The organism is Xanthomonas sp. LF06-19 (assembly GCF_034105425.1).
Lineage (GTDB): Bacteria > Pseudomonadota > Gammaproteobacteria > Xanthomonadales > Xanthomonadaceae > Xanthomonas_A > Xanthomonas_A sontii.
Genome location: NZ_JAXGGH010000004.1, coordinates 214,168 through 234,446 on the forward strand (window position 1 = coordinate 214,168; position 20,279 = coordinate 234,446).

Consider the following 20,279-nt stretch of genomic DNA (forward strand, 5'->3'; position numbering starts at 1 on the left):
GCGCCGGCGGCTCCGAGGAAGAGGCGTCGATCAGACCCGGCGCGGTGCGGGTGTCGCGTGAAGGCGCGCGGTGCGCGCCTGTGGCTCAGCCGGCCTTGTGCGCCTGCGCGTCCAGCGCGAAGCAACGGTCCGGGCGCGGCTGCGGCGGATTGAAGTTGACCGGTACCTGGATGGTCCACGGCACCGCCTGGCCGTTGCGGGTAGCGGGATTGAAAGTCCAGCCGCGCACGGCTTCCTGCGCCGAGGCGTCGAGCTTGGCCTGGCCGCTGCCGGTGACCACGTCGACTTCGGTGGGCTTGCCCTGCACGCCGACCACCACCTTCAGCACCACGGTGCCGCCGATGCCGGCGCAGGCCACGTCGATCGGGTAGTCCGGCGGCGGTGTCTTCACCGCGGCGACCTCGGTCGGCGGCTGGGTCACGGTGTGTTGCTGGGATTGCTGGGATTGACCGCAGGCGCTGAGCAGCACGGCGCTCAGGCAGGCCAGGGGGAGCAGATGGCGGGCGGTGGCGGTCATCGTGATCATTCCGGAAGGGCGGACGCCTTGGCGGCGCAGATGAAGTCGTTCTCGCTGAGGCCACCGACGTCGTGGGTGGAATAGCGCACCACCACGCGGTCGTAGTGCACGCCCAGGTCGGGGTGGTGGTCTTCGCGGTGCGCGATCCAGGCCAGTGCGTTGACGAAGGCCAGGGTGCGGTAATAGTCGGGGAAGCGGAAGGTGCGGCTGATCGCGTTGCCGTTCTCGACCACTTCCCAGCCGGGCACCTGCGGCAGCAGTTCGGCCAGGCGCGCCTGGGTCAGTCTGTATTCGCTGCCCTTGCAGGGCGAGCAATGGGCCTGGGCGAGCGGGATCAGGTCGTTCATGGAAGGTCTCTGCGGTGGAACGGACAGGGCCGGTCAAGATACCGCCCGCGATGAGCGCAGGGCGTGGAAGGGTCTAGAATACCCGCATGATCCAGATCTCAGACAACGCACAGGCCCATTTCCGCAAGCTGCTCGAACGCGAGGCCGTGCCCGGCATGGGCGTGCGCCTGAGCGCGGTCGATGCCGGCACCCCGCGCGCCGATGCGCGGCTGGAGTTCGCCGAGCCGGCGGACCTGGCTGGCGACGAATGGGCGATCGACTGCGCCGGTTTCACCCTGTATGTGGCGGCCGACAGCGTCGGCTGGCTCGACGGCGCCGAAATCGACTACGTCACCCAGGGCACCGGCCAGCAGCTCACCATCAAGGCGCCGAAGATCAAGGGCGAAGCCCCGGGCGAGGCGGCCTCGCTGGTGGAGCGGGTGCGCTGGGTGGTGGAGAACGAGGTCAATCCGCAGCTGGCCCAGCACGGCGGCCGCGTGGCGGTGCAGGAAGTCTCCGCCGACGGCGTGGTGCTGCTGCGCTTCGGCGGCGGCTGCCACGGCTGCGGCATGGCCGACGTGACCTTGAAGCAGGGCATCGAGAAGACGCTGATGGGCCGCGTGCCGGGGGTGACCGCGGTGCGCGACGCCACCGACCACGACAGCGGCAGCGCTCCCTACATCCCGCGCGATTCGGCCGCCTGACGTTTCGCTGCCGGTGACGCGCGCCGCCGACATCCTCGATGTGTTGTTGGCGCGCACGCCGCGCAAGCTGCTGCGCGATCGCCGCACCGGCCTGCCGTATGCATGGGCGCACTGGATCGCGGCGCAGCCTGCGCTGCCGCGGCCGTTCGCGGCTCCCGAACTGATCGCGGCGATGCCGCCAGCGCAGCCGCCGGCGACCCTGCGCCTGCCGGCCTTGCCGCTGTGGCAGGCGTTCCGCCGGTTGTGGTGGCAGCACTGGGATCCGGCGCCGTACGACCAGCGCTGGTGGCGGCGCATCGCCGTGCTGCTCAGCCTGCTGCTGCATCTGCTGTTCGCGGTGTTCCTGCTGTGGGTGGCGTTCGTGCGCTGGCTGCCGCCGCTGACCGATGCGGACCAGGCTGGACGCGTGCAGGTGGAATTCGTCGGCCGCGGCACGCCCGCCGAGAGCGGCGGTGGGGCGCCGGCCGAGGCGGCGGCATCCGCGGAGGCGACGTCGCCGACCCCGCCGCGTGCGCAGCGCGCCGTGTCCGCGCGGCCGCGCCCGACGCCGCCCGCCGCTGCAGCGCCTGCACCGGCCGCGGAGCCGACACCGGCAGCGCCTGCGCCCGTGCCGCCCACTGCCAGTGCGCCACCACCGCCGCCGGCGGAGCAGCCGCTGCAGGTGACCGAAACGCCGACGCCCACCCGTGACTTCGTACTGCCGCCGCCACCGAGCGTGCGTGTAGCGGTGCCGACACCGCGCGCGGTGGTGCCGCCCGACGTGCAGGTGCCGGTGCGCGAGGTCGAAGTGGTCACCGACGTGCCGACCGTGGCGCAACTGCGGTCGCGCGACATCGCGGTGCCGCGCCCAGTCGCACCGCAGGTACAGGTGCGCGAACGCGAGGTGCCGGCACCGCTGCCGCAGGTGCAGGTTCCCGCACCACAGTTGCGCACGCCGACGCCCACGCCGATGTTGCGCAGTGCGGACGTGCCGCAGGTGCGGCAGATCGAAGTGCCGACGCCGAGCACCGCCACCGCGAGCGCACCCACGCCGGCACCGCCGGCTGCCCCGGCCGCAAGCCCGGACACGACGCCGGCGAGCGCGCAGACCCCGCAGCCGGCGCCGGCCGGCGCTGCGGCCAGTGCGACTGCCAAGCCGACCGCGCCCGCGGCCGGCACCGCGCCGCCCGGCAGCCAGGCCGCGAGCCCGGGCAGCGGTCCGGCGCCGGTCGCACGTGACGGTGGCTGGGCCACGCCGCAGCGCGGCGACGACTGGGGCGCGGCCGCACGCAACCGCCCCGGCGATGCCGGTGCCGGCGCCAGCAAGGGCGGCGGCCTGTTCAATGCCGACGGCAGCGTGCGCCTGGCCGATGGCCGCGGCAACGACCAGGCACCGGCGCGCAGCGCGCCTGGCTCGGAGACCGACACCTGGACGCGCGAGCGCATCGAAAAGGCCGGCGAGTGGCTCAAGCGCCCGCCGTACGACTACACGCCGACCTCGTTCGACAAATACTGGCTGCCGAACGCGACGCTGCTGGAAGAGTGGGTGCGGCGCGGCATCAAGTCGGTGAAGATCCCGATTCCGGGCACCACCAGCAGCATTTCCTGTGTGGTCTCGATCCTGCAGGTGGGCGGCGGCTGCAGCATCACCGACCCCAATCTCAACGAGCAGCCGGCTGGCGCGCGGCCGCCGCCGAACGTGCCGTTCAAGCGCGAGCTGCAGGAAGACAACGGCAGTCGCTGAGTGGCGGGGTACCCGCCCGCTCACACATGCGGGCGCCGCACATCACCAGCTGCGGCACACGCGGACCGGGCGCGGTTTGGTCCGAGTGGACGACTTCAGCTGGCACGGCGTTGCCTGCGAGGGCTCATCGCGGATGAAGCCGCTCTTACGTGTGTGCCTCACGTCGTTGGATAGGGTCGAAGCGCCACCGGATCGCGCACCACGCGAAAGTGGCGGCGAGCTGGTCACGCGTCGATGGCGGCGCATCCGGAGCACGCGCTGTGCGCGGTCCCGTCGCCGCTGCTCGGCGCAGCCTGGTGCAGGCGACCGCGCGCGTCATGTGGCGTGCGAGGTCCCTGCGCGCCGTGCGCTCAATTCACGCCGTGCAAATCGCGCAACTGGCTGCTGCGCGAGCCGAAGTAGGCCGCCAGGTCGGCGATGTCCTGGTCGCTCAGCTGCGCTGCCTGCGGGCTCATCAGCGGATGCGTGCGGGTGCCGCCGCGGTAGGCCTGCAGCGCGTGTGCCAGGTAATCGCCGTACTGGCCGCCGAGCTTGGGATAGGTCGGGTCGATCGGCGCGTTGCCGTCGGCGCCGTGGCAGTCGATGCAGCTCTGCCCGGTGGCCTTGCCCTTGGCGTGAGCGAGCTTGTCGCCGGCGTCGATGCGCCCGCCGGGCAGGCCGGCGGAGGAGCCGGAACCGTGCTCGCCGCTGGCGTGGCCGGGGTCGCCGGCGGATTTGCTGGTGGATTCCACCTGCGATTGCGAACAGGCCCCCAGGCACAGGGCGGCAAGCAGGACGAGGGCGGGACGCAAGGCGTGCGCGGCGTTCGGCATGGGAGGCCTACTTGAGGGTGGACAGGAAAGCGGCGATGTCGGCGATCTCCTGATCGGAGAAGCTTTCCGCCTGGGCCTGCATGGTCGGATGCTTGCGCTTGCCGAGCCGGTATTCGGTCAGCGCCTGGGTCAGGTACTGCGCCGACTGCCCGCCGATCTTGGGGATGCGGTAGCTGGGATAGGCGTTCTTGTAGCCGGTGACGCCGTGGCAGCCCTGGCAGGTGTAGGTGAGCACCCGGCCGTTGGCCGCGTTGCCCTGAACAGGCGCGGGTGCCGCGGCTGCGGCAGCGGGAGCGGCGGGCGCCGGCGCGGTCTGCGCCATGGCCGGGGCGGCCCCAACAGAAACGAGTACGGCCAGAGCAAAACAAGCGGCTAGCGGCTGCGTGCGCATGGTTTCGTGGTCCGGAGGACGGATTGGGGTTCCGGCGTGGGGGAACACGGAACGGCCCGAGTATAGCCTCACCTTTCGCGGCTTCGAAACTGGCGGTGGTGGGCGACCCGTGACCTTTGGGGCATTCGGCACGACGTCGATTGGTGATCTACTTATCTACAACACCATTCACGCCATCCACCAAGGACACGACGATGACGCGACCGCTCACGCGCCGCACTGCCACTTGCGCTGCCGCGCTGTTGGTCACCACCACGCTGCTGCTCGGCGGCTGCAAGCCGGCGGCGGAGGCCAAGGCCAAGGCCGCCGACAGCGAAAAGGCACCGGAGGCGGTGCCGGTGGAGGTGGCGGCGGCCAGCCGCCGTGCGGTGGCGGCCAGCTACAGCGGCACCGCGGCGCTGGAGGCGCGCGCCGAATCGCAGGTGGTGGCCAAGACCTCCGGCGTGGCCCTGGCGGTGCTGGCCGAGGAAGGCCAGCAGGTGCGCGCCGGGCAGCCGCTGGTGCGGCTGGACCCCGACCGCGCGCGGCTGGCGCTGGCGCAGAGCGAGGCGCAACTGCGCAAGCTGGAGAACAACTACCGCCGCTCGCAGCAGCTGGTGGGCCAGCAACTGGTCAGCGCCGCCGACGTCGACCAGATCAAGTACGACCTGGCCAACGTGCGCGCGCAACACCAGTTGGCGGCGCTGGAACTGTCCTATGCCACGGTGGTGGCGCCGATCTCCGGAGTGATCGCCTCGCGCTCGATCAAGACCGGCAACTTCGTGCAGATCAATACGCCGATCTTCCGCATCGTCGACGATTCGCGGCTGGAAGCCACGCTCAACGTGCCCGAGCGCGAACTGGCCACGCTCAAGACCGGGCAGCCGGTGACCCTGCTGGCCGATGCGCTGCCGGGCAAGCAGTTCCGCGGCCGGGTCGACCGCATCGCGCCGGTGGTGGATGCCGGCAGCGGCACCTTCCGCGTGGTCTGCGCCTTCGACGAAGGGGCGGAGGCGCTGCAGCCGGGCATGTTCGGCCGCATCCGCATCGATTACGACCAGCGCGCCGATGCGCTGGTGGTGCCGCGGCTGGCGCTGCTCGACGACGGCGAGCCGGCGGTGTTCCGCGTGGTCGCCGGCAAGGTCGCGCGGGTGCCGGTGACGCTGGGCTATGCCGAAGGGCCGTGGGTGGAGATTCGCCAGGGCCTGCAGGCCGGCGACCAGGTGGTCACCGCCGGCAAGGTCGCGCTGCGCGACGGCAGCCGCGTGCAGGTGATCGCGCCGCAGCGCGAGGTTGCCGACGCCGCCCCGGCCACCACCGGCGGAGCGCGCTGATGCACGGCGCCGATTCCGACGCGCACGCACCGCCTGCGCCCGCCGCCGCGCAAGGCGGCGGCCTGGTCGAGTTCGCCACCCGCCGTCGCGTGACCATCGCGATGATCACGCTGACCATGCTGCTGTTCGGCGCGATCGCGCTGCACGGGCTCAAGGTCAACCTGCTGCCGGACCTGAGCTATCCGACCCTGACCGTGCGCACCGAGTACGCCGGCGCCGCGCCGTCGGAGATCGAGACGCTGGTGACCGAGCCGGTCGAAGAAGCGGTCGGCGTGGTCAAGAACCTGCGCAAGCTCAAGTCGGTCTCGCGCACCGGGCAGAGCGACGTGGTGCTGGAGTTCGCCTGGGGCACCAACATGGACCAGGCCAGCCTGGAGGTGCGCGACAAGATGGAGGCGCTGTCGCTGCCGCTGGAGGCCAAGGCGCCGGTGCTGCTGCGCTTCAATCCCTCCACCCAACCGATCATGCGCCTGGTGCTGTCGAGCAAGACCGCCGCGCACACCGACGCCGAGGCGGTGCGCGCGCTGACCCAGTTGCGTCGCTACGCCGACGAGGACCTGAAGAAGAAGCTGGAGCCGGTGGCGGGCGTGGCCGCGGTCAAGGTCGGCGGTGGGCTGGAGGACGAGATCCAAGTGGATATCGACCAGCAGCGGCTGGCGCAGCTCAACATGCCGATCGACACGGTGATCGCGCGGCTCAAGGACGAGAACGTCAATCTCTCCGGCGGACGCCTGGAGCAGGGGACGCAGCGCTACCTGGTGCGCACGGTCAACCAGTTCGCCGACCTGGACGAGATTCGCAACCTGTTGCTGACCACCCAGGGCGCCGGCGGCAACGCGGCCGACGTGGCCCTGCAGCAGATGTATGCGATCGCCGCTTCCACCGGCTCGGAAGCGGCGCTTGCCGCGGCGTCGGCGGCGCAGAGCGCGACTTCCAGCACCACCACCACCGTCGCCGGCGGCATGCCGATCCGGCTCAAGGACGTGGCGCAGGTGCGGCAAGGCTACAAGGAGCGCGAGGCGATCATCCGCCTGGGCGGCAAGGAGGCGGTGGAACTGGCGATCTACAAGGAAGGCGACGCCAACACCGTGGCCACCGCGGCGGCGCTGCGCAAGCGCCTGGAACAGCTGCAGGCGCAGATTCCCGCCGACGCCGAACTGACCACGCTGGAAGACCAGTCGCGCTTCATCGAACACGCCATCGGCGACGTCAAGAAGGACGCGGTGATCGGCGGCCTGCTGGCGATCCTGATCATCTTCCTGTTCCTGCGCGATGGGTGGAGCACGTTCGTGATCGGGCTGTCGCTGCCGGTGTCGATCGTGACCACGTTCTTCTTCATGGATCGGCTCGGCCTGAGCCTCAACGTGATGTCGCTGGGCGGCCTGGCGCTGGCCACCGGCCTGGTGGTGGACGATTCGATCGTGGTGCTGGAAAGCATCGCCAAGGCGCGCGAGCGCGGGCTGAGCGTGCTGGATGCCGCGATCGTCGGCACCCGCGAGGTCGGCATGGCGGTAGTCGCCTCGACCCTGACCACGATCGCGGTGTTCCTGCCGCTGGTGTTCGTGGAGGGCGTGGCCGGGCAACTGTTCCGCGACCAGGCGTTGACCGTGGCGATCGCCATCGCGATCTCGCTGGTGGTGTCGATGACCCTGATCCCGATGCTCAGCTCGCTGAAGGGCCGTGCGCCGCTGGCGTTCCCGGTCGAACCGGCGCCGCCGCACTGGCAGCCGCGGCGCGGCTGGCTGAAGCCGCTGGCCTGGAGCCGGCGCGGCGCAGGTGCGGCGGTGCGTGGGGTGTTCTTTGGCGTGGCCTGGTTGGTCGTGCGGCTGTGGCGCGGTGCGGTGGCGGTGGTTGCGCCGGTGATGCGCAAGGCCAGCGATGTGGCGATGGCGCCGTATGCGCTGGCCGAGCGCGGCTATCTGCGGCTGCTGCCGGGTGCGTTGGCGCGTCCCGGCTGGGTGCTGGGGCTGGCGGCGCTGGCCTTCGCCGCGACCCTGGCGGTGGCGCCGCTGCTGGGCGCCGACCTGATCCCGCAGCTGGCGCAGGACCGCTTCGAGATGACGGTGAAGCTGCCGGCCGGCACGCCGCTGCGGCAGACCGATGCGCTGGTGCGCGAACTGCAGGAGGTGCACGGCAAGGACGCGGGCGTGCAGGCGCTGTACGGGGTCAGCGGCAGCGGCACCCGGCTCGACGCCAACCCCACCGAGAGCGGCGAGAACATCGGCAAGCTGACCATCGCCATGGCCGGCGGCGGCAGCGCGCAGTTCGAGGCGCAGCAGAGCGAGCGCATGCGCGCGACGATGCGCAACCATCCGGGCGTGCAGGTCGGTTTCAGCCGGCCGGAGCTGTTCAGTTTCTCCACGCCGCTGGAGATCGAACTGCGCGGCCAGGATCTGCAGACCATCCAGCACGCCGGGCAGAAGCTGGCGGCGCTGCTGCGCGGCAACGGCCACTTCGCCGACGTCAAATCCACGGTGGAGGAGGGCTTTCCGGAGATCCAGATCCGCTTCGACCAGGAACGTGCCGGTGCGTTGGGACTGACCACGCGGCAGATCGCCGACGTGGTGGTGAAGAAGGTGCGCGGCGACGTCGCCACCCGCTACAGCTTCCGCGACCGCAAGATCGACGTGCTGGTGCGCGCGCAGCAGAGCGACCGCGCCAGCGTCGACAGCATCCGCCGGCTGATCGTCAACCCGGGCAGCAGCCGGCCGGTGACGCTGGACGCGGTCGCCGACGTGGTCGCCACCACCGGTCCCAGCGAGATCCACCGCGCCGACCAGATCCGCGTGGCGATCGTCTCGGCCAATCTGCGCGACATCGACCTGGGCACGGCGGTGCGCGAGGTGCGTGAGATGGTGGCGCGCGATCCGCTCGGCGCCGGCGTCGGCATGCACATCGGCGGGCAGGGCGAGGAACTGGCGCAGTCGGCGCGCTCGCTGCTGTTCGCGTTCGGCCTGGCGGTGTTCCTGGTGTACCTGGTGATGGCCTCGCAGTTCGAGTCGCTGCTGCATCCGTTCGTCATCCTGTTCACCATCCCGCTGGCACTGGTCGGCGCGGTGCTGGCGCTGCTGCTGACCGGCAAGCCGGTGTCGGTGGTGGTGTTCATCGGCCTGATCCTGCTGGTGGGCCTGGTGACCAAGAACGCGATCATCCTGATCGACAAGGTCAACCAGTTGCGCGAGGAGGGCGTGGCCAAGCGCGCGGCGCTGATCGAAGGCGCACGCTCGCGGTTGCGGCCGATCGTGATGACCACGCTGTGCACGCTGTTCGGCTTCCTGCCGCTGGCGATCGCCAGCGGCGAGGGCGCCGAGGTGCGCGCGCCGATGGCGATCACCGTGATCGGCGGGCTGCTGGTGTCCACGCTGCTGACCTTGCTGGTGATCCCGGTGGTCTACGACCGCCTGGACCGCCGCGCCGACGCGTACTACGCCGAGCGCGGGCGGCGTGCGCGGCAACGTGAAAACGGCGAGCAGCGCCTGCAGGACGGCGAGGGCGCGCCGGCATGAGCGTCGCCGAGTTCAGCATCCGCCGTCCGGTCACCACCATCATGTGCTTCGTCTCGCTGGTGGTGGTCGGGCTGATCGCCGCCTTCCGCCTGCCGCTGGAGGCCTTGCCGGACATCTCCGCGCCGTTCCTGTTCGTGCAGCTGCCGTACACCGGCTCGACCCCGGACGAGGTCGAGCGCAACCTGGTGCGGCCGACCGAGGAAGCGCTGGCGACGATGACCGGGATCAAGCGCATGCGCTCGACCGCCACCGCCGACGGCGCCAACATCTTCATCGAGTTCTCCGACTGGGACCGCGACATCGCCATCGCCGCCTCCGATGCGCGCGAGCGTATCGACGCGATCCGCGCCGACCTGCCGGCCGACCTGCGGCGCTACAACGTGTTCAAGTGGTCCAGCAGCGACCAGCCGGTGCTGAAGGTACGTCTGGCCGGCGCGGCCGACCTGACCGGCGCGTACGACATGCTCGATCGCGAGTTCAAGCGTCGCCTGGAGCGCATTCCCGGGGTGGCCAAGGTGTCGGTGTCCGGCGCGCCGCCGAACGAGGTCGAGATCGCCATCGCCCCGGACCGGCTCAGCGCGCACAACCTCAGCCTCAACCAGCTCAGCGAGCGCCTGGGCAAGCTCAACTTCTCGCTGTCGGCCGGGCAGATCGACGACAACGGCCAGCGCCTGCGGGTGCAGCCGGTCGGCGAACTGCGCGACCTGCAGGAGCTGCGCGACCTGGTCATCGACGCCAAAGGCCTGCGCCTGGGCGACATCGCCGAGGTGCGGCTGAAACCGACCCGGATGAGCTACGGCCGGCGCCTGGACGGCCGTCCGGCAGTGGGCCTGGACGTGTTCAAGGAGCGCAGCGCCAACCTGGTCGAGGTCTCGCGCGCGGTGCTGGCCGAGGTCGAGCAGATCCGCAAGCAGCCGGCGCTGAGCGACGTGCAGATCAAGGTCATCGACAACCAGGGCAAGGCGGTGACCTCGTCGCTGGCGGAGCTGGCCGAAGCCGGCGCGGTCGGCCTGCTGCTGTCGGTGACGGTGTTGTTCTTCTTCCTGCGGCACTGGCCGTCGACGCTGATGGTGACCCTGGCGATCCCGATCTGCTTCGCGATCACCCTGGGCTTCATGTATTTCGCCGGGGTCACCCTCAACATCCTGACCATGATGGGCCTGCTGCTGGCGGTGGGCATGCTGGTGGACAACGCGGTGGTGGTGGTGGAGAGCATCTACCAGGAGCGCGAGCGCATGCCCGACCAGCCGCAGCGCGCTTCCATCCTCGGCACCCGCAATGTCGCCATCGCGCTGTCGGCCGGAACCCTGTGCCACTGCATCGTGTTCTTGCCGAACCTGTTCGGCGAGACCAACAACATCAGCATTTTCATGTCGCAGATCGCCATCACCATCTCGGTGTCGCTGCTGGCGTCGTGGCTGGTGGCGGTGAGCCTGATCCCGATGCTGTCGGCGCGCATGCGCACCCCGGCGCTGCTGCATTCCCCGCACGGGCTGATCCCGCGCCTGCAGCGCCGCTACGCGCGGGTGCTGGCCTGGTCGCTGGCGCACCGTGGCTGGAGCGTGTGCGCGATCGTGCTGATCAGCGCGCTGAGCGTGATCCCGATGCTGCAGACCAAGAAGGACATGTTCGGCGGCGACGGCGGCGAGCAGGTCTTCATCGGCTACCAGTGGAAGGGCGCCTACACGCGCGAGCAGATGGCCGAGGAAGTGACCCGGCTGGAACGCTTCATCGACGCGCGTCGCGCGCAATACCACGTGACCCAGGTGTATTCCTGGTTCAGCGAGGAGGAGGGCAGCAGCACCACGCTCACCGTCGATCTGAAGCAGGTCCGCGACCTGCCGGCACTGATGGAACGCATCCGCAAGGAACTGCCGCGCTCGGCGCGGGTGGATTTCCACGTCGGCAACAGCAACGGCGGCGATGGCGGCAACGGCGGCGGGCAGACCGTGCAGGTGCAACTGGTCGGCGATTCCACCGAGGCGCTACGAGCGCTCGCCGACGACGTGGTGCCGCTGCTGGCGCGGCGCAAGGAGCTGCGCGACGTGCGCGTGGACAGCGGCGATCGCAGCGCCGAACTGGCGGTGCGGGTGGACCGCGAGCGCGCCGCCGCGTTCGGCTTCAGCGCCGAGCAGGTCGCCAGCTTCGTCGGCCTGGCGCTGCGCGGCGCGTCGCTGCGCGAGTTCCGCCACGGCGACAACGAGGTGTCGGTGTGGGTGCGCTTCGCCGGTGCCGAGCAGACCTCGCCGGAAGACCTGGACAGCTTCAACGTGCGCACCCAGGACGGGCGCAGCGTGCCCTTGCTGAGCCTGGTCGAGACGCAGCCGCGCGCCGCCGCGACTCAGATCGCCCGCACCAACCGGCAGACCACGCTGACCATTACCGCCAACCTCGGCGCCAAGGTCACCGCGCCGGAAGCCAAGCAGGCGATCGAGGACACCCTCAACGCAGTCAGCTTCCCGGTCGGCTACCGCTACAGCTTCGACGGCGCGGACGGCCAGGACGACGATCAGGCCAGCAAGCAGATGCTGTTCAACCTGCTGATCGCGCTGGTGATGATCTACGTGGTCATGGCCGCGATGTTCGAATCGCTGCTGTTTCCCGTGGCGATCATGAGCGGCGTGCTGTTCTCGGTGTTCGGCGTGTTCTGGCTGTTCTGGATCACCGGCACCAGCTTCGGGATCATGGCCTTCATCGGCATCCTGGTGCTGATGGGCGTGGTGGTGAACAACGGCATCGTGATGATCGAGCACATCAACAACCTGCGCCGGCGCGGCCTGGCCCGTACCGAGGCGCTGATCGAAGGCTCGCGCGAGCGCCTGCGCCCGATCATGATGACCATGGGCACGGCGATCCTGGCGATGGTGCCGATTTCGCTGACCACCACGCAGATGTTCGGCGACGGCCCGGCCTACTACCCGATGGCGCGTGCGATCGCCGGCGGCCTGGCGTTCTCGACCGTGGTCAGCCTGCTGTTCCTGCCGACCATCTACGCGATCCTGGACGATCTGAGTAACGGCGTGGCCAACCTGGTGCGGCGCGCGCGTGGGCGTCGCGACGTCGCCGCGCAGATGGTGTCCTGATCCGGAGGCTTCAGACGACCTGTGGGAGGGGCTTCAGCCCCGACGCCGTACTGCTGAGGCGTCGGGACTGAAGCCCCTCCCACAAAGGTGAAACCCGCGCGGTGACAGTTGCCGCCGCCGCGCGGCGGGTGTTCAACCCGCCAGCTTGCCGAAGATGCGGAAGCCGGCCAGCCACACGCCGAGCATGCTGCCCAGGTTGGTCAGCAGGAAGGTCAGCACCACCCGCGAGACGCGGTTGCGGTACCAGCCGCGCAGGTTCTGCGCGTCGTCGCGCAGGGCCAGGAAATCGCCATAGGCCGGCTTGCGCATGTGCACCTCGACCAGGGCGCTGAACGCACCGGCCGGCACGCCGGGGCGGAATGGCTTCAGCGGCGCGGCGATGGCGCCGGCGATCACGCTCAGCGGATGGCCGCCGGCGAGGATGCAGCCCAGCCCGGCCAGGCCGCCGGTGAACAGCACCCACTGCAGCAGCAGGTCGGTGCCCAGCGCGAAGCCGCCGTGCCAATAGCCCCAGGCTACGCCGCCCAGCACCAGCGCGGTCAGGGTCAGGGTGATCCACGGCACCTTCTTCTTGGTCGGCACGTCTTCCAGCGCCTTGCGCAGCGTCGCCGGATCGTCCTGGTCGCCCTGCAGATGCCGCGCCAGACCAGCCAGGTGACCGGCACCGACCACCGCCAGCACCTCGCGCACGCCGGTCGACGGCGCGCCCTCCAGCGGTTCGGCATTGTCGGTCAGCGGCAGCGCGCGCTGTTGCGCCCGTTCCTCGCGCAAGCGCGTGGCCATATAGCGGTCGCGCTCGGCGATGATGGTTTCGTACAGCGCCGGGCTCTCGCTGGCGAAGTCGCCGAAGCTGGCCTCGAGCATGTCGCCCTGCTTGAGCTTCTCGATCTCCGCCTCGCCGACCTCGTCGGAGGCGAACAGGCCACCGAGCAGGCCGCTGGCCAGCTTCAGCTTGCCGAAGAAGCCGAGCCGGCTGGACGCACGCTTGAAGGTCAGGCCGACTTCGCGATCGACCAGGTACACCGGCAACTGCCGTTCGCGCGCCAGCAGCACCGCGCGCTTGAGTTCGGCGCCGGGCTCGATGCCCAGTTGCTCGGCCAGGCGCCGCTGGTAGGCGGCCAGCGCCAGGTTGGCGGCGAACAGGGCCACGCGGCCCTTGCGGATCACCTGCACCAGGTCCAGCTTGGTCAGCGCGTCGGGATCGGTCAGCGCCTGCAGGCGCTGCGGATCCAGTTCCACCGCCACCGCGTCGAAACGGCCGCTGCCGATCGCCCGTTCCACGGCAGCGACGCTGGCCAGGGACACGTGCGCGGTGCCGAGCAGGGTGTAGCGGATGCCATCGCGTTCGACGATGCGGTACGGCTGGCCGTCGAACAGCGCATCGTCGCCGTCGGCCTGGGAAAGTTCGTTCATTCCATCACTCATCGGAGGGCGCCTCGGCAGCGCCGGGGCTCAGCGGGCATGGGGGTGTGAGGGCATCGGCCGCGATCGGCATGGGCGCCTGCGGCCGGGTCGCGCCGCGCCGCAGTCAACGGCGCTGCACTAGCAAAGACCCGGCACGGCGCTGCGGGTCAGTCGATGTAGCGCTTCAGCAGGTCGCCGTAGGCATCGATGCGGCGGTCGCGCAGGAACGGCCAGATCCGCCGCACGTGCTCGCTGCGCTGCAGGTCCACGTCGCAGACCAGCACGGTCGGCTCGCCACCGGCCTCGGCGATGAACTCGCCCTGCGGCCCGAGCACGTGGCTGTTGCCCCAGAACTGGATGCCCGACGCGCCCAGCGGCGACGGCTCGTGGCCGACCCGGTTGCAGCTCAGCACTGGCACGCCATTGGCCACGGCATGGCCGCGATGGCTGAGGATCCAGGCATCGCGCTGGCGTTCCTGCTCGGCCTGTTCGTCGCTGGGGTCCCAGCCGATCGCAGTCGGGTACAGCAGCAGTTCGGCGCCGGCCAGGGCCATCAGCCGCGCCGCTTCCGGATACCACTGGTCCCAGCACACCAGTACGCCGAGGCGGCCGACCGAGGTCTGGATCGGGGTGAAGCCCAGATCGCCCGGGGTGAAGTAGAACTTCTCGTAGAAACCCGGATCGTCGGGGATGTGCATCTTGCGGTACTTGCCCAGCAGGCTGCCGTCCTTTTCGAACACCACCGCGGTGTTGTGGTACAGCCCGGCGGCGCGGCGCTCGAACAGCGAGCCGACCAGGACCACGCCATGGCGCTTGGCCAGTGCGCCCAAGCGCTCGGTGCTGGGGCCGGGAATCGGTTCGGCCAGGTCGAATTCGTCCACCGACTCGTGCTGGCAGAAGTACGCGCCGTTGTGCAGTTCCTGCAGCAGCACCAACTGCGCGCCCTGCGCGGCAGCCTCGGCCACACGCGATTCGATCGCTGCCAGGTTCGCCGCGGCGTCGCCGTGGTTGCGCTCCTGGATCAGCGCGACGGAAAGAGTGTTTCGGCTCATTGCGGAATCAAGGTTCGCGGTAAACCGGCATGGTAGCGCGGATGGCCGCGCGGCAGGTTCCGGGGAGATGAATCCCGCGCCACGCGTGGCGGCGGTGCGGGTGCTCGGTGCTGCGCCGGCGTGCGGCGCAGGCGCGGCGGTTCAGTCCGCCAGCAGGCCGGCCGGCAGCTGCATGGTGATGCAGTGCAGGCTGCCGTTCTGCCAGATCAGCGCGCGACAGGGGATCGGCACGATCTCGTGCTGCGGGAAGGCCTGCGCCATCACCGCCTGCGCCTGCGCATCGGCCGCGTCGCCGTAGGCCGGCATCAGCACCGCGCCGTTGACGATCAGGAAGTTGGCGTAGGAGGCGGCCAGGCGCCGGCCCTCATCGATGACCGGCTGCGCCCACGGCAGCGGGAACAGCCGATAGGGCGCGCCCTCGGCGGTACGCAACGCGGCCAGTTCGGCGCCCATCGCCTGCAGCTCGGCGTAGTGCGAATCGCCGGCGTCGTCGCAGGCCTGGTAGACGATGGCGTCGGGGCCAGCGAAGCGGGCGAGGGTGTCGATGTGCGCGTCGGTATCGTCGCCTTCCAGGTAGCCGTGGTCCAGCCACAGCACGCGCTGCTGCGCCAGCCAGTCGGCCAGGTCGTGGCTGAGCGACTCGCGGCTGCGCTGCGGATGGCGCTCGTGCAGGCACTGCCAGGTGGTCAGCAGGGTGCCGGCGCCATCGCAGTCGATGGCGCCGCCTTCCAGGGCGAAGTCGATGCGGCGCACGTCGCTGTCGGCGAACAGGCCCTGCTCGGCCAGCACGCTCACCAACTGGTCGTCGCGGCTGGCCTGGAACTTGCCGCCCCAGCCGGTGAAGCGGAAGTCCAGCAACTGGAAGCCGCCGCCGGCGCGCGCCAGGGTGATCGGGCCGGAATCGCGCAGCCAGGTGTCGTCGTACTCGGCCTCGACAAAGCGCACCCGCTGCATGTCCACCCGCGCCGAGCGCAGCCGCGCCTCGGCGTAGATCTGCAGGTCGGCGTCGGCCACGCAGATCAGCACCCGCTGGAAGCGCACGATCGCCGCGACCAGGGCGATGTAGGTTTCCTCGACCTCGGCCAGGCGCTCGGCCCAGTCGGTGCCGGCATGCGGCCAGGCGATCAGGATGGCGGACTGGGGCTCCCATTCGGCGGGAAGGCGAAGACGATCAGTCATTGCGACCACTACTCAGGTTGTGCCCGGCATCGCGCCAGGGTGTGTGTCGTTCGTATCCCGCACCGGCGAGGCGCGGGAGCTTTGCGCCGCGCCGCGGCTGGGCGACCGCGACGCGGCAGTGCTGGGGGGCTCGGCCAGGCGCACGCGCGACCGGGCGCAGGGTCGGCGTCAGCGGATCGCGGGTTTCGGGCCGATCTCGTTGGCGTCGGCCTTGTTGGCGACCACGTCCACCACCTTCTGTTTCTCGAAGTACACGGTGAAGGCCGGATAGACCCAGCGGTTGATGGTCGGCCATTGCCGCTTCTGGCCGCCACGCGGCTCCAGCTTCTGCTGCGGTGCGCCGTAGCGCGCCTGCACCTGGGCCATGCTCAGGCCGCGGGTCGGCAGCGCCGCGGCTGGCTCTTCCTTGACCCGGTCGACCAGCAGGGTCTCGGCGTGGGCGCCGCCGGCCAGGCCCAACACGGCCAGCAGCGGCAGGACGGACAGACGATGCTTCATCACGTGTACTCCCCAGAGGACGAGCGCCGATTACAGCAAACTTCGATAACAAAAAACCGCCCGAAGGCGGCTTTCGTCGACGACCGGCCACCGCTGCGCGCGGCGCGGCAGGGCAGGCCGGGTCGGATCAGCGCTGACGCGCCTTGAAACGGGGGTTGGACTTGCAGATCACGAAGACCTTGCCGCGGCGGCGGACCACCTTGCAGTCGCGGTGACGGGCCTTCGCCGACTTCAGGGAGGACAGGACTTTCATGGCACACCTCGGCGTAAACTTGTGGATTCGAAGGAGGGCGGCACGGCCGAAACCATGGCGCGGGATCAGTAAGCGGGCGATTATAGCCTGGTTTTCTTCATGGTTTCAACTGCTTGCGCCAGCCCGGCCGGCGTCGGCGCTACAATGCGCCGCCCCCCGTCCGAGGAACCGCATGAACGAGCCCGCTCCCGTCCTGACCATCGATGGCCCTTCCGGGGCCGGCAAAGGCACCGTCAGCCGCATCGTCGCCGCCCGCCTGGGCTGGCATTACCTGGATTCGGGGGCGCTGTACCGGGCGGTCGGGGTGGCGGCCAGCTGGGCCAATCTGGACATTTCCGACGCCGCCGCCTTGGTGCGCTGCACGTTCGACACCCGGGTGGATTTCGACGAGGTCGCCGATGGCGGCCTGCGGGTGCGGATCAACGGCGCCGATGCCACCGACGAGCTGCGCCTGGAGACCACGGGTGCGGTGGCCTCGGCGATCGCCGCCATCCCCGAGGTGCGCGCGGCGCTGAAACAGCGCCAGCGCGCCTTCCGCACCCCGCCGGGGCTGGTCGCCGACGGTCGCGACATGGGGACGGTGATTTTTCCGGACGCCCCGTACAAGGTGTTCCTGACCGCCAGCGCCGAGGAGCGCGCCCAGCGCCGGCATAAGCAGTTGAAGGAAAAAGGGGTTTCGGTTATATTCGACGACCTGCTGCGCGAGATCATGGCCCGCGACGCACGCGATGCGCAACGCGCGGTGGCCCCGCTGAGGCCGGCAGACGATGCCGTCCTCCTCGATACCACCGGCATGGACATCGACCAGGTGGTGGGCCGCGTCCTGCAGTTGCTGCCGATCTGAGCGGCACGCAGGGCAGGGCAGCAGTTTGGTGGCGTCATGCACGCCACCGGTTCCTCGTTACACCCGCAACATCCATGTTCCACCGATAGCGTTAAAGGCTCCGCTGCGCAATTCCGCGCTGCGGTTTTTCCATTCCACACCCGGCCGCTGTTCGGGCCGACTAACAGGTGGACAGTCGCTGTTTTCCAGAAGAAAACGCCCTGTCCGTGTGTCCACTAGAGTAATTTCAAATGACCGAATCTTTTGCCGAACTGTTCGAAGCTAGCCAAGCCAACCTGGCCAAGCTGAAGCCCGGCGCCATCGTCACCGGTACCGTCGTGGAAGTCCGCGGCGACGTGGTGGTGATCAACGCCGGCCTGAAGTCCGAAGGCATCGTGCCGATCGAGCAGTTCCGTAACGACGCTGGCGAAATCGACGTCGCCGAAGGCGACCTGGTCAAGGTCGCGCTCGACTCGCTCGAGAACGGCTTCGGCGAGACCGTGCTGTCGCGCGAGAAGGCCAAGCGCGCCATGGTGTGGGACGAGCTGGAAGAAGCGTTGGAGAAGAACGAGACCATCACCGGCCGCATCAGCGGCAAGGTCAAGGGTGGTTTCACCGTGGACATCAAGGATGTCCGCGCGTTCCTGCCCGGTTCGCTGGTGGATGTGCGCCCGGTGCGCGACCCGGCCTACCTGGAAGGCAAGGAACTGGAGTTCAAGCTGATCAAGCTGGACCGCAAGCGCAACAACGTGGTGGTCTCGCGTCGTGCGGTGGTCGAGAGCGAGCACTCGGAAGAGCGCGAGCAGCTGATGGACAAGCTGCAGGAAGGCGCGATCCTGAAGGGCGTGGTCAAGAACCTGACCGACTACGGCGCGTTCGTGGACCTGGGCGGCATCGACGGCCTGCTGCACATCACCGACATGGCCTGGAAGCGCGTGCGCCATCCGTCCGAAGTAGTCAACGTCGGCGACGAGCTGGACGTGCGCGTGCTGAAGTTCGATCGCGAGCGTAACCGCGTCAGCCTCGGCCTGAAGCAGCTGGGCGAGGATCCGTGGGACAACATCGCGCGTCGTTACCCGGCCAACAGCCGCGTGTTCGGCAAGGTCTCCAACGTCACCGATTACGGCGCGTTCGTCGAGATCGAGCCGGGCGTGGAAGGCCTGGTGCACGTGTCCGAGATGGACTGGACCAACAAGAACGTCAACCCGTCCAAGGTCGTGCAGGTCGGCGACGAAGTCGAAGTGATGGTGCTGGACGTGGACGAAGAGCGTCGCCGCATCTCGCTGGGCATGAAGCAGGTCGCCGCCAATCCGTGGGAGACCTTCGCCGCCACCCACAAGAAGAACGACAAGGTGTCCGGCCAGATCAAGTCGATCACCGACTTCGGCATCTTCATCGGCCTGGACGGCGGCATCGACGGCCTGGTGCATCTGTCCGACATCAGCTGGAACACCACCGGCGAAGACATCGTGCGCAACTTCAAGAAGGGCGACACGCTGGAAGCCGTGGTGCTGGCGGTGGACCCGGAGCGCGAGCGCATCAGCCTGGGCGTCAAGCAGCTGGAGCAGGATCCGTTCGGCCAGTACATGGCCGCCAACCCGAAGGGCTCGAAGGTCGAGGGCGTGGTGCGTGAAGTGGACGCCAAGGGCGCCACCATCGACCTGGCCGACGGCATCGAAGGCTACGTCGCCGCGCGCGACATCGCCAACGAGCGCGTCGACGACGCCAGCCAGCACCTGAAGGTCGGCGACAAGATCGAAGCCAAGTTCGTGGGCATGGACCGCAAGGGCCGCACCCTGCAGCTGTCGATCAAGGCCAAGGACGATGCCGAAATGCGCGAAGTGCTGGAGGAATACCAGTCCGCGTCGGGCGGCACCACCCAGCTGGGCGCGCTGCTGCGTGCGCAGCTGAACGGCAACAAGTCCGAGTAATCCGCCACACGCAGCGTTACTGGCACGGCCCGGTGTTCCCGGGCCGTGCCAGGTTGCGACCCCACTGCACGCATCCGTAAATGACCAAATCCGAGCTGATCGAAATCCTGGCGCGCAAGCAGGCGCATCTGAAGTCGGACGACGTCGATCTGGCGGTGAAGTCGTTGTTGGAAATGATGGGCGGCGCCCTGTCCGGCGGCGATCGCATCGAGATCCGCGGCTTCGGCAGCTTTTCCCTGCACTACCGGCCGCCGCGCCTGGGACGCAATCCCAAGACCGGCGAGTCCGTCGCGCTTCCCGGCAAGCACGTGCCGCATTTCAAGCCCGGCAAGGAGCTGCGCGAGCGCGTGAGCGGCGTCGTCCCGGTCGAATCCGACACGCCCTGAGCCCGGCGTCCGGCGCTTGCCGGAATCCACGCCTGTTCGGCTAATCTAGTGTCTCCCGACGCTGGAGTTGCTCATGAAGATTGCACGACTGCTGATCCTGCTGGTGTTGCTGTTGGCCGGCCTGGTCATCGGGTCGCTCAATTCGCAGCCGATCCAGATCAACTTCGTGTTCTCCAGCATCGCCACCACCTCCGGTATCGCCATCATCGTCTCGCTGTTCGCCGGCGTGCTGATCGGCGCCTCGCTGGTCCTGGCGGCCCTGGTGATCCCCCTGTATGCCAAGCTGCGTCGTGCCAACAAGGCCGCGAACGCCGCTGCCCCGGCCGTCGCGCCGGTCTCCCCCCATGCCCACCAGCCCTTGGACGGACGCTGATCTTC

The 20,279-nt window shown here is 69.4% G+C and carries 18 protein-coding genes; 9 read left to right on the forward strand and 9 right to left on the reverse strand.

Annotation, left to right across the window (positions count from 1 at the left end; genetic code table 11):
* Window positions 1-85: 85 nt before the first annotated feature.
* Together SLW55_RS10200 and SLW55_RS10205 are read right to left on the reverse strand one after the other, a co-directional pair.
* The gene (locus SLW55_RS10200; RefSeq protein ID WP_152236258.1) at window positions 86-517 is read right to left on the reverse strand and encodes an energy transducer TonB; all 432 of its coding nucleotides are present in this window, start codon (window positions 515-517) and stop codon (window positions 86-88) included.
* A 5-nt stretch (window positions 518-522) separates the two neighbouring features.
* Complete coding sequence (locus SLW55_RS10205) at window positions 523-864, reverse strand: 4a-hydroxytetrahydrobiopterin dehydratase (RefSeq protein ID WP_017910810.1); 342 nt, start codon at window positions 862-864, stop codon at window positions 523-525.
* Window positions 865-950: 86 nt separating this feature from the next.
* Here SLW55_RS10205 and SLW55_RS10210 point away from each other — a divergent pair, with 86 nt between their 5' ends.
* Entirely contained in the window at window positions 951-1,547 is a 597-nt protein-coding gene (locus SLW55_RS10210) for an NfuA family Fe-S biogenesis protein (RefSeq protein WP_010343876.1), read from the forward strand.
* 13 nt (window positions 1,548-1,560) lie between these two features.
* A complete protein-coding gene (locus tag SLW55_RS10215) occupies window positions 1,561-3,270 on the forward strand; it encodes a transmembrane repetitive protein (RefSeq protein WP_295963110.1) in 1,710 nt (569 codons plus the stop codon).
* Between the two features lie 350 nt (window positions 3,271-3,620).
* Here SLW55_RS10215 and SLW55_RS10220 read toward each other — a convergent pair whose 3' ends face one another.
* Both SLW55_RS10220 and SLW55_RS10225 read right to left on the reverse strand, forming a co-directional pair.
* The gene (locus tag SLW55_RS10220) at window positions 3,621-4,082 is read right to left on the reverse strand and encodes a cytochrome c (RefSeq protein ID WP_017911097.1); all 462 of its coding nucleotides are present in this window, start codon (window positions 4,080-4,082) and stop codon (window positions 3,621-3,623) included.
* A 7-nt stretch (window positions 4,083-4,089) separates the two neighbouring features.
* Window positions 4,090-4,473, reverse strand: a complete 384-nt coding sequence (locus SLW55_RS10225) for a cytochrome c (protein ID WP_026143839.1) — start codon at window positions 4,471-4,473, stop codon at window positions 4,090-4,092.
* A gap of 194 nt (window positions 4,474-4,667) precedes the next feature.
* On the opposite strand from SLW55_RS10225, the gene SLW55_RS10230 reads away from it, so the two are divergent.
* Genes SLW55_RS10230 through SLW55_RS10240 form a run of 3 tightly spaced genes read left to right on the forward strand, consistent with a single transcriptional unit; the run spans window position 4,668 to window position 12,375 of the window.
* Window positions 4,668-5,786: an efflux RND transporter periplasmic adaptor subunit gene (locus tag SLW55_RS10230; protein WP_295909851.1), complete on the forward strand. Its 1,119-nt coding sequence runs from the start codon at window positions 4,668-4,670 to the stop codon at window positions 5,784-5,786.
* Window positions 5,786-9,292, forward strand: coding sequence for an efflux RND transporter permease subunit (locus SLW55_RS10235; protein ID WP_320694628.1), 3,507 nt, complete (start codon window positions 5,786-5,788; stop codon window positions 9,290-9,292). The genes SLW55_RS10230 and SLW55_RS10235 overlap by 1 nt, the downstream gene beginning before the upstream one ends.
* Window positions 9,289-12,375 carry an efflux RND transporter permease subunit gene (locus SLW55_RS10240; RefSeq protein ID WP_320745054.1) on the forward strand — a complete coding sequence of 1,029 codons (3,087 nt, stop codon included), beginning with the start codon at window positions 9,289-9,291 and terminating at the stop codon, window positions 12,373-12,375. Before SLW55_RS10235 ends, SLW55_RS10240 begins: the two co-directional genes overlap by 4 nt.
* A gap of 132 nt (window positions 12,376-12,507) precedes the next feature.
* Here the strand turns inward: SLW55_RS10240 and SLW55_RS10245 are convergent, their stop codons facing one another.
* The 5 genes from SLW55_RS10245 to ykgO all read right to left on the reverse strand — a co-directional run bounded on the left by SLW55_RS10245 (window position 12,508) and on the right by ykgO (window position 16,761).
* Window positions 12,508-13,788: a TraB/GumN family protein gene (locus SLW55_RS10245; RefSeq protein ID WP_209245738.1), complete on the reverse strand. Its 1,281-nt coding sequence runs from the start codon at window positions 13,786-13,788 to the stop codon at window positions 12,508-12,510.
* A 158-nt stretch (window positions 13,789-13,946) separates the two neighbouring features.
* Window positions 13,947-14,831 carry a carbon-nitrogen hydrolase gene (locus SLW55_RS10250; RefSeq protein ID WP_152245731.1) on the reverse strand — a complete coding sequence of 295 codons (885 nt, stop codon included), beginning with the start codon at window positions 14,829-14,831 and terminating at the stop codon, window positions 13,947-13,949.
* Between the two features lie 141 nt (window positions 14,832-14,972).
* Complete coding sequence (locus SLW55_RS10255; RefSeq protein ID WP_295959558.1) at window positions 14,973-16,010, reverse strand: agmatine deiminase family protein; 1,038 nt, start codon at window positions 16,008-16,010, stop codon at window positions 14,973-14,975.
* A gap of 168 nt (window positions 16,011-16,178) precedes the next feature.
* Complete coding sequence (locus SLW55_RS10260) at window positions 16,179-16,508, reverse strand: hypothetical protein (RefSeq protein WP_017913727.1); 330 nt, start codon at window positions 16,506-16,508, stop codon at window positions 16,179-16,181.
* Between the two features lie 127 nt (window positions 16,509-16,635).
* A complete protein-coding gene (gene ykgO / locus SLW55_RS10265) occupies window positions 16,636-16,761 on the reverse strand; it encodes a type B 50S ribosomal protein L36 (protein WP_010342887.1) in 126 nt (41 codons plus the stop codon).
* 172 nt (window positions 16,762-16,933) lie between these two features.
* On the opposite strand from ykgO, the gene cmk reads away from it, so the two are divergent.
* The 4 genes from cmk (at window position 16,934) to SLW55_RS10285 (ending at window position 20,274) form a co-directional block, all read left to right on the forward strand.
* Window positions 16,934-17,605, forward strand: coding sequence for a (d)CMP kinase (cmk, locus tag SLW55_RS10270; protein WP_150409385.1), 672 nt, complete (start codon window positions 16,934-16,936; stop codon window positions 17,603-17,605).
* Between the two features lie 230 nt (window positions 17,606-17,835).
* Window positions 17,836-19,515, forward strand: coding sequence for a 30S ribosomal protein S1 (gene rpsA / locus SLW55_RS10275; protein WP_010342889.1), 1,680 nt, complete (start codon window positions 17,836-17,838; stop codon window positions 19,513-19,515).
* 80 nt (window positions 19,516-19,595) lie between these two features.
* On the forward strand, window positions 19,596-19,901 hold the full coding sequence (locus tag SLW55_RS10280; protein WP_010342890.1) for an integration host factor subunit beta: 306 nt from the start codon (window positions 19,596-19,598) through the stop codon (window positions 19,899-19,901).
* A gap of 73 nt (window positions 19,902-19,974) precedes the next feature.
* The gene (locus SLW55_RS10285) at window positions 19,975-20,274 is read left to right on the forward strand and encodes a LapA family protein (RefSeq protein WP_010342891.1); all 300 of its coding nucleotides are present in this window, start codon (window positions 19,975-19,977) and stop codon (window positions 20,272-20,274) included.
* Window positions 20,275-20,279 lie beyond the last annotated feature (5 nt).